This window comes from Microbacterium sp. 1.5R (assembly GCF_007667425.1).
Classification (GTDB): Bacteria; Actinomycetota; Actinomycetes; order Actinomycetales; family Microbacteriaceae; genus Microbacterium.
Genome location: NZ_VDRC01000001.1, coordinates 1,400,137 through 1,411,423, shown reverse-complemented (window position 1 = coordinate 1,411,423; position 11,287 = coordinate 1,400,137). Strand labels below are relative to the sequence as shown.

Annotated in this window: 14 protein-coding genes and 1 tRNA gene; 6 read left to right on the top strand and 9 right to left on the bottom strand. The window is 67.4% G+C overall.

From position 1 onward, the window contains the following. Positions 1 to 10 precede the first annotated feature (10 nt). The 3 genes from FSY98_RS06780 to FSY98_RS06770 are packed head-to-tail and all read left to right on the top strand — an operon-like array spanning position 11 to position 3,192. Positions 11 to 1,318, top strand: a complete 1,308-nt coding sequence (locus tag FSY98_RS06780) for a sugar ABC transporter substrate-binding protein (protein ID WP_144875152.1) — start codon at positions 11 to 13, stop codon at positions 1,316 to 1,318. Positions 1,319 to 1,322: 4 nt separating this feature from the next. Next, a complete protein-coding gene (locus tag FSY98_RS06775) occupies positions 1,323 to 2,273 on the top strand; it encodes a carbohydrate ABC transporter permease (RefSeq protein ID WP_144875150.1) in 951 nt (316 codons plus the stop codon). After that, a complete protein-coding gene (locus tag FSY98_RS06770) occupies positions 2,263 to 3,192 on the top strand; it encodes a carbohydrate ABC transporter permease (protein ID WP_144875148.1) in 930 nt (309 codons plus the stop codon). The genes FSY98_RS06775 and FSY98_RS06770 overlap by 11 nt, the downstream gene beginning before the upstream one ends. Positions 3,193 to 3,306: 114 nt before the next feature. On the opposite strand, the gene FSY98_RS06765 is transcribed toward FSY98_RS06770, so the two are convergent. From FSY98_RS06765 to FSY98_RS06750, 4 genes are all read right to left on the bottom strand, one after another. After that, positions 3,307 to 3,945, bottom strand: a complete 639-nt coding sequence (locus tag FSY98_RS06765; protein ID WP_144875146.1) for an ABC-2 transporter permease — start codon at positions 3,943 to 3,945, stop codon at positions 3,307 to 3,309. After that, the gene (locus FSY98_RS06760) at positions 3,942 to 4,790 is read right to left on the bottom strand and encodes an ATP-binding cassette domain-containing protein (protein ID WP_186307569.1); all 849 of its coding nucleotides are present in this window, start codon (positions 4,788 to 4,790) and stop codon (positions 3,942 to 3,944) included. Before FSY98_RS06760 ends, FSY98_RS06765 begins: the two co-directional genes overlap by 4 nt. Then, entirely contained in the window at positions 4,783 to 5,160 is a 378-nt protein-coding gene (locus FSY98_RS06755; protein WP_144875142.1) for a GntR family transcriptional regulator, read from the bottom strand. The genes FSY98_RS06760 and FSY98_RS06755 overlap by 8 nt, the downstream gene beginning before the upstream one ends. Positions 5,161 to 5,270: 110 nt before the next feature. Beyond that, positions 5,271 to 5,723: a BLUF domain-containing protein gene (locus FSY98_RS06750; RefSeq protein WP_144875140.1), complete on the bottom strand. Its 453-nt coding sequence runs from the start codon at positions 5,721 to 5,723 to the stop codon at positions 5,271 to 5,273. A 163-nt stretch (positions 5,724 to 5,886) separates the two neighbouring features. Between FSY98_RS06750 and FSY98_RS06745 the strand changes: the two genes are divergently transcribed. Then, positions 5,887 to 6,222 carry a hypothetical protein gene (locus FSY98_RS06745; RefSeq protein WP_144875138.1) on the top strand — a complete coding sequence of 112 codons (336 nt, stop codon included), beginning with the start codon at positions 5,887 to 5,889 and terminating at the stop codon, positions 6,220 to 6,222. An 18-nt stretch (positions 6,223 to 6,240) separates the two neighbouring features. Here FSY98_RS06745 and FSY98_RS06740 read toward each other — a convergent pair whose 3' ends face one another. The 3 genes from FSY98_RS06740 to FSY98_RS06730 form a co-directional block, all read right to left on the bottom strand. Then, positions 6,241 to 6,510: a hypothetical protein gene (locus tag FSY98_RS06740; protein WP_144875136.1), complete on the bottom strand. Its 270-nt coding sequence runs from the start codon at positions 6,508 to 6,510 to the stop codon at positions 6,241 to 6,243. Between the two features lie 220 nt (positions 6,511 to 6,730). After that, positions 6,731 to 7,603, bottom strand: a complete 873-nt coding sequence (locus FSY98_RS06735) for a helix-turn-helix domain-containing protein (RefSeq protein WP_186307568.1) — start codon at positions 7,601 to 7,603, stop codon at positions 6,731 to 6,733. A gap of 315 nt (positions 7,604 to 7,918) precedes the next feature. Next, complete coding sequence (locus FSY98_RS06730) at positions 7,919 to 8,803, bottom strand: alpha/beta fold hydrolase (RefSeq protein WP_144875132.1); 885 nt, start codon at positions 8,801 to 8,803, stop codon at positions 7,919 to 7,921. 91 nt (positions 8,804 to 8,894) lie between these two features. Between FSY98_RS06730 and FSY98_RS06725 the strand changes: the two genes are divergently transcribed. Next, positions 8,895 to 9,332, top strand: a complete 438-nt coding sequence (locus FSY98_RS06725) for a MarR family winged helix-turn-helix transcriptional regulator (protein WP_144875130.1) — start codon at positions 8,895 to 8,897, stop codon at positions 9,330 to 9,332. Between the two features lie 28 nt (positions 9,333 to 9,360). Here the strand turns inward: FSY98_RS06725 and FSY98_RS06720 are convergent, their stop codons facing one another. Both FSY98_RS06720 and FSY98_RS06715 read right to left on the bottom strand, forming a co-directional pair. Further along, positions 9,361 to 10,347 (bottom strand): DUF3800 domain-containing protein, encoded by a 987-nt coding sequence (locus tag FSY98_RS06720; protein ID WP_186307567.1) that lies wholly within the window; start codon positions 10,345 to 10,347, stop codon positions 9,361 to 9,363. Positions 10,348 to 10,515: 168 nt separating this feature from the next. Beyond that, positions 10,516 to 10,589 (bottom strand) — tRNA-Gly (locus FSY98_RS06715). Between the two features lie 92 nt (positions 10,590 to 10,681). Between FSY98_RS06715 and dcd the strand changes: the two genes are divergently transcribed. Beyond that, complete coding sequence (gene dcd / locus FSY98_RS06710) at positions 10,682 to 11,287, top strand: dCTP deaminase (protein ID WP_144875126.1); 606 nt, start codon at positions 10,682 to 10,684, stop codon at positions 11,285 to 11,287.

Here is an 11,287-nt window from a genome sequence, read left to right as displayed (position 1 = left end):
GAAGACAACCATGAGCACATCCGCATCGCGTCGTCGGCGTCTGCCGCTGACGGCCGGGGCCGGCATCGCCGCCGTCGCCCTCGTGCTCGCCGGATGCAGCGGAAGCCCCGAGGGCACCGCCACTCCCGACGAGCCCGTCGAGCTCCGCATGACGGTCTGGACGGCCGACGAGACGCAGCTCGGCCTCTTCCAGGAGATCGCCGACGAGTACGTCGCCGAGAACCCGGAACTCGTCTCGAAGGTGACCTTCGAGCCGATCCCGTTCGACGACTACACCACCACCCTCACGACCCAGCTCGCCGGTGGCAACGCCCCCGACCTGGGGTGGATCCTCGAGAGCTACGCCCCGGAGTTCGTCTCGTCCGGTGCCCTGTACGGACTCACCGACACGCTCGAGGGGACGGAGGGCTACGAGTACGACGACCTGCTCGACTCCTCGCTCGCGCTGTGGCAGCAGGACGACGAGCTCTTCGCGTACCCGTTCTCGAACAGCCCGTTCGCGGTGTTCGTGAACACCGACCAGATCGCGGCAGCCGGTCAGCCGAACCCCGCCGACCTCGTGGCCTCGGGTGACTGGACGTTCGACGCGGCCCGCGACATCTCGGCCGCCTCGGCCGCGACGAGCGGCAAGCAAGGTCTCGTCGTGCGCGACTTCGACTACAAGGTGTGGGAGAACCTCGCCACGATCTGGTCGTCGTTCGGCGCCTCTCCGTGGAACGCGGACGGCACCAGCTGCACGATGACCGACCCCGAGATGGTCGACGCGATGACCTGGATCCACGACGCGGTCTTCGTCGACAAGGCGATGCCCGGACCCGGCGTCACCGCCGACTTCTTCGCCGGGGATGCGGCCATGACGATCACGCAGATCAGTCGCGCCTCCGCGCTCGACGACTCGTTCGGGTGGGACGTCGTGCCGCTGCCCGACGGCCCGGAGGGGCGTCAGAACGTCATCGGACAGGCGGGTATCGGCGTGTTCGCGAACGCCGAGAACCCGACCGTCGCCGCCGACTTCCTCGCCTACTTCACCGCCCCGGAGAACGCCGAGAAGCTCGCCGCGTACTTCCCGCCGCCCCGCGAATCGCTGCTGAACGCCGAGACCCTCGCCGCCGGCAACCCGCGCCTCACCGAGGAGCAGCTGCAGGCCGTCGTCGTCGACGGGATCCAGGATGCCGTCACGAAGCCGGCGCACCCGAACTTCGCCAAGATCCAGGACACGGTGCGCGCGCAGCTCGACGCGCTGTGGACCGCCGATGCCGACGTCGAGTCCGTGCTCGACAGCACCTGCGAGGCGATCGCTCCGCTTCTGGAGGGCTGACCGCATGACATCCTCTGCCGTCCTCGCGGCGGCCGACACCGCGGAGCGGAAGGGGCGCACCCGTCGCCCCCGCCGCTCCGCGGCGACGCGGCAGGACTGGATCGTCGGCTACGCGATGGTCGCCCCCGTCGTGCTCGGCTCGGTCGCCTTCGTCCTCGTCCCCCTGGTCGCCGTGCTGTGGTTCTCGTTGCACGACTGGAACGTGCTCGCCAACACCTTCGTGTTCTCCGGCGCAGACAACTACGAGCGGATGCTGGCCGATCCCGGCCTCCGCGACTCGCTGCTCGCGAGCCTGTGGTTCTCGATCGGCCTGGTCGTGCTCAACGTCACGCTCGCCCTCTTCCTCGCCGTGCTGCTGAATCAGAAGCTTCCGGGGACGACCACCTTCCGCACGTTCTTCTTCTCGCCGGTCGTCGTCTCGCTCGTCGCATGGACGATCGTCTGGAGCTTCCTGCTGCAGTCCGACGGCGGCATCAACGGCTTCCTCGCCACCGTCGGCATCGAGGGGCCGAACTGGCTCCGCAACGACGTCACGGCGATGCTGGCCGTGATCGTGGTGCAGGTGTTCAAGAACGTCGGCCTCAACATGATCCTGTTCCTCGCGGCGCTCCAGGGCGTACCGGAGGAGATCGGCGAGGCGGCGAAGATCGACGGGGCGGGCGCCTGGCGGCGCTTCCGCTCGATCACCCTGCCGATGATCAGCCCGACGATCCTGCTGGTGATGATCCTCACCATCGTCGGATCGCTCGAGGTGTTCGCGCAGATCGCGGTTCTCACCGGCGGCGGCCCGGGCAACTCCACCACCGTGCTCGTGTACTACCTGTACCAGCAGGCGTTCCGCTTCAACGACTTCGGCTACGCGAGCGCCATCGCCGTGCTGATGTTCCTCATCGTGCTCGTGCTGACGCTCGTGCAATGGCAGACCAGGAAGAGGTGGGTCTTCAATGAGAACTGACGTCATCGACCGACCGGAATCGCTCGACACCCGCGCGGTCACGACCGGGTCCTCGGAGCGACGCGACAGGCCGGGTGCCGCCACCCGTCGTCGGCGATGGTTCGCGGGCGCACTCATCGCGCTCATGGCCGTGCTCAGCATCCCGTTCGTCTTCCCGACGCTGTGGATGATCACGAGCAGCTTCAAGCCGATGAGCGAGATCCTGCAGAAGGTGCCGACGCTGTGGCCGGCGAGTCCGACGGTCGAGGCGTACGGCGAGGTGTTCCGCCTGCAGCCGTTCGCGCAGCAGTACTGGAACAGCCTGTACATCGCCGCCCTCGTCACGGTGGGCACGATGCTCGTGGCCGCCATGGCCGGTTACGCGTTCGCGCGCATCCGCTTCCCCGGTGCCAACGCGCTCTTCCTCGTGGTGCTCGTCGGGCTGCTGGTGCCGAGCGAGGTGACGATCGTCCCGCTGTTCCGCTTCGTGAACTCGCTCGGGCTGATCAACACGCACTGGCCGCTGATCGTCATCCCGATCCTCGGGGCGCCCGCCGTGCTCGCGGTGTTCATCATGCGCCAGTTCTTCCTCGGGCTGCCGACGGAGCTGGAGGAGGCGGGGCGGATGGACGGGCTGGGCCGCTGGGGCATCTTCTGGCGCATCGCGTTCCCGCTCGCCCGCCCCGCGCTCGCCGCCGTGGCGATCTTCACATTCCTCAAGTCGTGGAACCTGTACCTCGAGCCGATCGTCTACCTCTCGAGCAAGGACATGTTCACGCTCCCGCAGGCGCTGACGCAGTACGTCGATGCGTACGGCGGGCCGATGTGGAACGTGCAGCTCGCGGCGACGACGCTCACGGTCGTGCCGGTGCTGGTCGTGTTCCTCTTCGCGCAGAAGCAGTTCGTGCAGGGACTCGCCCACACCGGACTGAAGGGCTGACCGCCGGAGCGCGCGTCGCCGCAACGGCGTGCGGATCGGGAACACGGATGCAGGTCGAGACGAGCCGTCTCGACCTGCATCCGTGTTCAGTGCCCAGAGGCCGCCCCGTGCGGGTCAGCGGAGCTCGCGGGTCGAGTAGAGGCGGACGGCCAGGATCGTGCCGACCACGATGCCCACGACCCCGACGGCCACGCAGACGCTGAGGCCGAGGGCGGGCGGGATCGTGCCGATCAGGTCGCCGTCGACGAGGCCGAAGGCCTGCGACGCCCACGCCGCCGCCGCCAGCAGCAGCGCCGGCGCGTAGACCATCAGTCGGCCGCGCGAGTACCCGACGCGGAAGAGGACGGGCAGCTGCACGCCGACGGCGATCCCCATGACGGCGAACGCGGCCGCGAAGCAGATGCCGAGGAACTCGGGGGCCACGGTGGCTCCCCGTGCGGCGGCCACCGCCAGCGTCGTGACCGTCGCGATGGCCATGGCGATGACGCCGTAGATCAGGATCGACAGCAGGCGGCCGATCACCACCGCGCGGCGCGAGAGCGGCAGGATGCCGTACAGGGTGTCGAGGTGATCGCGCTCGTCGCCGAGGAACGGCGCCGACAGCATCAGCGAGGTCACGAAGGCCGCGGCGACGATCGCCATCCCCGGTATCGGCAGCACCAGGCCGACCACGACGACGAACGCCAGCGGCAGCAGGGTCTGCCTGCGGGGGAACCACGACATCACGTCGAGTCGGGTGAATGCGAGAGTCATGCTGCTGCCTCCTCGTGCGCGGCGGCCAGGTGGATGATGATGTCGTCGATGGTCGCCTCGTCGATCACGACCTCCGGGCCGAACATCGCCGAATCGTCGGTGCGGATGAGCGCAGCCCACTGCCCACCGCTGTGCTGCGCGCCGAGAGTGCCGACCGGCACGTCACCCGTTCCGCGAGCGATGGCGAAGTCCTCCTTGGCGTCGGGAAGGGTGCCGCGGTGGGCGATCCGTCCGCCGACGAAGACCAGCAGCTCGTCGGCGAGGTCGTCGAGGTCGGTCGTGATGTGCGTCGAGATCAGCACCGCATGCGCGGGGTCGACCATGAACTGCCTGATCACGTCGCCGATCTCGCGACGGGATGCCGGATCGAGCCCGCTCGACGGCTCGTCGAGGATCAGCAGCTCCGGGCGTTGCGCGAGAGCGGAGGCGAGCGACAGCTTGACGCCCTGACCGCGGGAGAGCTCGTCGACCCGCTGGGTGCGAGGGACCTGCAGCCGGTCGAGCAGCTCGGAGAACAGCGCGTCATCCCAGTCCGGGTAGAACGGCGAGAGCCGACGCCCCACCGACGAGACCCGCCAGTCGCCGGCGGCGGTCGGTCGGTCCAGGACGACGCCGGTCTTCGCCAGCGCGGCGGCCGACCCGGCGGGAAGCCCGAGGACCTCGACCGTTCCGGCATCCGGTGTCCGCAGACCCAGGATCGAGCGGATGACGGTCGTCTTCCCGGCGCCGTTCGGTCCGACGAGCCCCACGACGGCTCCCCGCGGGATCGTGAACGAGATGTCGTGCACCTCGAAGCTCGGGCGTTCGATGCGCAGATCGGAGATCCGCACCATGTCGTCAGTCATCTTTCCTCCATGCCTCATCGAGGCGTCGGTGCACTTCGTCGATGTCGATGCGCGCGTCGCGCGCCGCGACGAGCAGCTCGGTCAGTGCGGCGTCGATGCGCCGGGCCAGACCGCCCGACGCGACCGCCGGGTCGACCTCGAGCACGACGAAGCCTCGACCGTGCTCGTTGCGGACCAGTCCTTCGGCGACGAGGTCGTTGTACGCGCGGGTCACGGTGATGACGCTCACGCGCAGATCAGCCGCCAGCTGGCGCAGTGACGGCAGAGTGCTGCCGTCGGGTGCGTCCCCTGACAGGATCGCCGCCCGTACCTGCGTCTTGATCTGCTCGTAGATCGGCACGGCAGCGCTCGTCGAGATCGCGACCCTCATCGAACCTCCTTCTGTATATAAACACCATAACAGTGGAGGTGCGGCCGTGCCTGGCAATCACCGGAGAACGCGGTCGGGAGCGGTGCGGGGCGTGACTCGGTCGCCGCCGCCTATGCGCCGAGGGACCGATCGGTCTCCCGGACGCGGAACCACATGGTGAGCTCCATGAGTGCTCGGCCGATCATGTCGTGATCGCCCATCCGCAGATCGTCGAACGAGTCCCGGTACCCCTCCGGAGGCGTCTCGTCGATCGAGGCGAGGGATTCGTAGCCCATGGTCCACTGCGGGAAGCGGCGCTCGTGCAGAGGCTCTTCGAGCAGGACGCGGACGTCACGGTGACGGCGATCCTCAGCGATGCGCGCCATCAGATCCCCGACCTCGTCACGGGTGCCTTCGAGGATCTGCACGAACTCGCCGTCCCGGTGCAGCAGCAGTCCGGTGACGCCGAGGGAGCGGTTGTTCGTCCGACTGTCCCGGAGCAGATCGCTGAGCTCGGTCTCGGAGAACGGCTGCGCGGCCGAGCTGGTGTAGACGAGCGACAGCAGCGGGTGATCCTCGTTCATCTGGTCAGGCTACCGAAATACCGGGGCGCGGCCGGGGCGCGCGCCGATCGGGTCGGTTCCTCGACCGGCCATCGTGATGCGGACGAAGTGTGACACGGCCGCAGTCGCCGACGGGATAAGTAGGTAAGTTAGTTACTGATCTATCAGCGGGAAGGGCGAGGACATGGCTACTCTCATCTACGGTCCGAGCGACGTGCCGATCCACATCGACGACCGTGCTCTTGCGCATCTGAAGATCGTCATTGCGACGAAGCTGCGACGCAACGAATCCTTCACCCTCTCCTGGAAGCATCCGGAGGGTGAGCCCGGCGGGCGTTCGACGATCTGGATCCACCCGTCGATCCCGCTCCGCTTCGTCTTCGACGAGCCGGAGCCCCCGCAGATCAGCATGAAGTGGATCGAGCAGCTCGTGCACTCGGCGAACTCGAGCGGCGGGATCTCCCTCGTCGACGAGGTTCTGGATTCGGCAGAGATCGAATCGACGGGCGCGGGAGCCTAGAGCGATTCGACTCCTCCGCTACTCGACGTCGCCGGTGATCAGGTCGTACGGAGTGCCAGCCGATACGGCTTCCGCGTAGCGGCGGAGAGCTGTCGCCGACAGCTCCACCAGGGGACCGTAGATGCGGAATGCTGCGATGACCTTCACGACGTCGTCGCCCGTATGCTCCCTGCGGAACCGCTGGTCGGCGGCCTCAACGTTCGCCGCGGCGACCCTCAGGATCTCTTGCCACTCCTGCTCGTCGAACGAGTCGGGCGCGGAGCTCTCCCCGCTCTCCGCGCCGAACATCGACGCACTCCGATCCCCGCACATCGCTGCCGCGTCGACCCCCACGATCCACCCCCGAGCTTGCTGCCTTCCACCACGCTGAGTCGGCCTTCGTTCCTGCGATGATGACGCATAGGCGACTCACTGGATCCGTTTTGCAACATCTTGGTCGTCGCAGCGCAACACCGCGAGGCTTCCCGTCGTCAGCGTCCGGTCCCGTCGTCAGCGTGCGGCGCCGTCGTCAGCGTTCGGCGAGGGCGCTGCGCATCCGGCGAACCGTGGCGAACCCCGACTGCTCGGCCGCGGAGATCTCCTTCACGCCCTGTTCGAGCAGCGCCGTGGCGCTCGCGACGCGCACCCTGCGCAGATGGGCGGACGGGCTGTCGTCGTGAGTCTTGAACGCACGGAAGAGGTGCGAACGCGAGACGCCCAGCTCCCGCGCGATCGCGGTCACGGTGGTCGCGGGGTCAGACGACTGCGCCGTGATCAGGGCGACCGCATGGATGTAGATCTGGTCGCCCGGGCGATGCTCCTCCTTCTCGGAGCGGAGATCGCTGGCGACCTCCATCGCCGCCACGAGTTCCGTGACCGCCCGCTTCGCATGGTTGAACGCGGCCTCGGACGGCAGGACCGGTCGGGAGAGCATGGCGTTCGTCAGCGTCAGGAACAGAGCGAGGTAATCGGGCGCGGCCGTTCCCGTCTTGACGATCACGCCGTTCGCGAGGCTGTATCCGCCGAGGATGACGAGAGAGCACACGACCGCGACCGTGTTCTCGATGTGGGTGATGCTCTCGGGGCGCGCGAGCAGCACGCCGCCCTCGGGCACGGTGTTCACGGTCGTCCTCGTGCCCACCGTCAGTTTCCCCTCCGTGACGACGAGGATCATCAGGCGTTCGCCTGGCCTCTGGTGCGGCAGGGGCGCGCGCGTGAACCTCGCGGCGGGATGCCAGAACCGCGAGAGGATGAAATCCCGGCTCTTGAGGAGATCGCCGGCGAAGGTGAAGTCCTCCACGGGAGGGTCGAGGGCCCAGCCGGTCGATGCGACGAACGCCCGAGCGTCCTCGTCGCGCAGGCTGAAGTTCCGATGATGGTAGAGCGCTGGGAATCTCTGCACCCCGCCTCGCCTCCTCGCTGCTTCGGGTGACACGAGCATAGCCAGGCTGGGCGGGATGGGAACATCCTGGGAGTCCGTCGCCCGAGCCATCCGACCCGCGGCTGACTCCGAACCTCACCGGTGTGCCCGCGCCTCCCGGGAGGTGGGCGGTCGCGCACGCTCGTGTCTCTGGCTGGAAGGGCATGCTCACTGGTGCGAGCGGGTGGGGAGGGCCTTCTGGGGAGGTCCTCCCCACATCCGGGAAGGTCCGGCGTCGCAGCACCCTCCGGGAGGGGGGCGGGGCGACGGCGGGATGTATGTCGTCGCCGGACGTCGTCACTCCTGGGTGTCGAGGAACGTCAGGATGGCCCGGCCCAAACGGTCGGCCGCTTCGAGGGCGACGTAGTGCCCGACGCCCTCGAGGAGGACGCTCTCGACAGGACCGTCGACGATCTGGGCGACGGTCGTCTCGGTGAACGGGCCGCCGAATCCGCCGACGGCGAGGGTGGGTACAGTGAGCTTGGTGCGTGCGCGCTCCCGGAACTCAGTGCCCTCGGCGAGCATCGACCGGTAGAGCCCCACCGCACCCGACCACCCGTGCGCCCGAGAGTACGTGCGCGCGAACTCCGCGATGTCTGCGGGGGTGACGGCGTTCGGGTCTGCGGTCATCGAGGGGAACGCCCACCGGCCGAGTATCTCCTCCTCGCGACCGGCGAACAGCATGTCAGCGATGCCCGGCGCGGCGAGGGCGCCGATGTGCCACGAACCGCCCTGGGTGATATCGCCGAGTCGTTCGAGCCCGAAGCCCGCGAGCCCCATCTCGATGGCGACGATGCTGCGGGCGATCTCGGGGTGGTCCGAGACGAGTCGGAAGAGGGTGCCGCCGGCGATGTCCTGCGCGGCGAGGTGAACCGGGCCCACGCCCAGCTCGGTGATCAGCGCGAAGAGGTCGGCCGCGGCATCCGCACTGGTGAACCCTTCCGCCGCGACGGCGGAATCCCCGAAGCCCCTGAGGTCGACGGCGAAGACGCGGTGGTCTGCGGCGAGAGCCGGGATCAGGCGGTGGAACGCCCACCAGGTTTCGGGGAATCCGTGGATGAGGAGGATCGGCGAGCCGCTGCTTCCGGCCGAGACGTAGTGGAGCGTCGTGCCGTTGACGTCGGCGACGTGGTGTCGGACTTCCGGGATCGTGGCCCCGGGTGCGTCGATGACTGTGCTCATGGAGTTCTCCCTCGATTTGACAACTAGGTTGCCTAGTAGAGCATCCGTCAACCAGGTTGTCAAACGCTGTCGTCGACGCTACAGTCGTCCCGTGGGGGTTGATAGTGGTGCCGGGTTCGCTCAGCTGCTGATGCGAGCGTTCGACGCGATGGTCGACGAGGTGCTGGTCGACCTCGAGGCCGCCGGCCACCCGGGATTGACGGTGGCCAATGAGCTGGCGATGCAAGCGATCCAGTCAGGAGCGTCGAGCGCTGCGAGCCTCGCGCGCGAGACCGGCGTCAGCCGTCAGGCGGCCGCGAAGACCATCGCCTTGCTCGAGTCGCTGGGGTACGTGACGCGCGAGGTAGATCCGCTCGATGCTCGGCGGAAGGCGCTCCAGGTCACGCCTCGGGGGCAGGACGCGATCAGCATCGGGGCGGCGGCCTTCGACCGTGTCTTCCGGCGGTGGAGGGATGAGGACGAGGATGCGGCGGAGGTGGCCATCGCCGCGCTCCAGCGGATCGTAGTCGCGACCGACCGGGGGCAGTGAGGGCTTCGCGCCGAGAGCTCGTCCGAAGTCATTCCCGATCGCCGGTACCGCTGAGTCCGCGGTTCACTCTTCGGTGGCGTGGTCGCGTTGCGGGGGATTCGATCGAAATGGTCGCGGTCGCGGCATGCACCAACGCGACGCTCTCGCGTGCTGAGAGTGGCGGCGCCGCAGGCGCCCGCAATGTGAACGGCACCTCCTGGAAGATGGCGAGCGTGGGTTGATGATTCATATTGTCCCGCACTCGAATGCCGCCGGCGCGGCGGCCATCGGATGCGAGGTATTTGTGCTCCAGCAAACGTAGTCGTGCTCCGTACCGTTCCCGCACGTCGAGGTACTCGGAGCTCGGATGGGTGTTGTCTAGGAGGCAGAGGCAGTATCCCGCACAGGCCATTGGGAACAGGAGGGCGGAGACGATGAGGTCAGCGATCTGGAGAGAGACGTGAGCGTCGCTGTGTCCAAAGACGGGCGACTCCACGAGGTGAGGGTACGAGCCTCCTCCTGACCTGAAGCGCTGGGTGGTTATGCCGTTGACGCTCGGCACGTTCTTGGACTTCGTGCGAGCGTCGAGGATCATGAGCCCCGTGGAGCCTGCAGCCCGCAAGAGTGTCTCGAACTGGTCTGCAAGGGTCGACACGGACTTGGAGTACACCCAACGACCTAGGTTGCCGGGGCCCTTAATATGGATGTCCCCGAGCACGACAGCGTTATGGCGCTCGAGCAGATCGAGTACGGCGTCGAGGATGCCGAAGGCTGCGCGCCGCCGCCGTCGGCTGGTGGAGCGCATGTCGGCGCGGAGGTTGCTCCCCTTGATCTCGAAAGCGACTACTTCGGAGAGCTTCACACCCTCGCGGTTGAGGCTTGGGTTGAAGCGCTTCTTCAGTTGCAGAAAATCCCAGACGAGGGCCTGCGCATGCGTCTCTTCGACGATGAGTCCACCGATAACGAGAACGGGGGGATCGGTTCGAGTGCGTAGGGACTGCTCGTCGCCAGCCTCATCGATGTAACACAGGAACAACGATGGCCTCCCGGATACAACTACGGCCACCGGGATACCGGTGGCCGTAGGACTTGCTGCACAGAGTGCAGCGAACGCTTGATTGCGTGACTAATTATGCCAGCGGCTTAGCTGCTAACCAAATCATTTCTGGCGGCCGCGGCGTGTCGTCTCGCGCATGTCTGAATGTGGAGGGGCTGACGGGAATCGAACCCGCGCTGTCTGCTTGGGAAGCAGAAGTTCTGCCATTGAACTACAGCCCCGTACCTGATCCGTGGAGCAGGTGATCGCAAGCCTACCCGCCCGGCACGTCACGACCAAAGCGCCGTCTCGGCGCGGCAACTAGGCTGGTGCCGTGCTTCTCAGCGATCGCGACATCAGAGCAGAACTCGCATCAGGCCGGATCGGTCTGCAGCCGCACGAGCCGGAGATGATCCAGCCGTCGAGCGTCGATGTGCGCCTGGACCGCTATTTCCGGCTGTTCGACAACCACAAGTACCCCTTCATCGATCCCTCGGTCGACCAGCCGGAGCTCACGCGACTGATCGAGGTCGACCCCGACGAGCCGTTCATCCTGCACCCGGGGGAGTTCGCCCTGGGGGCGACGTTCGAGCAGGTCACTCTGGCCGACGACGTGGCCGCCCGCCTGGAGGGAAAGTCGTCTCTGGGGCGCCTCGGCCTCATCACGCACTCGACCGCCGGCTTCATCGACCCCGGGTTCACGGGGCACGTGACGCTCGAGCTCGCGAACGTCGCAACGCTGCCGATCAAGCTGTGGCCGGGTATGAAGATCGGTCAGCTGTGCTTCTTCCGCCTGACCTCGCCCGCCGAAAATCCCTACGGGTCGGGCCCGTACGGCAACCGCTACCAGGGGCAGCGGGGGCCGACGGCATCCCGCTCGTTCCAGAATTTCCACCGCACGGACGTCGGGGTCACCGACGTCGGAGCCTTCGGAGGCTGA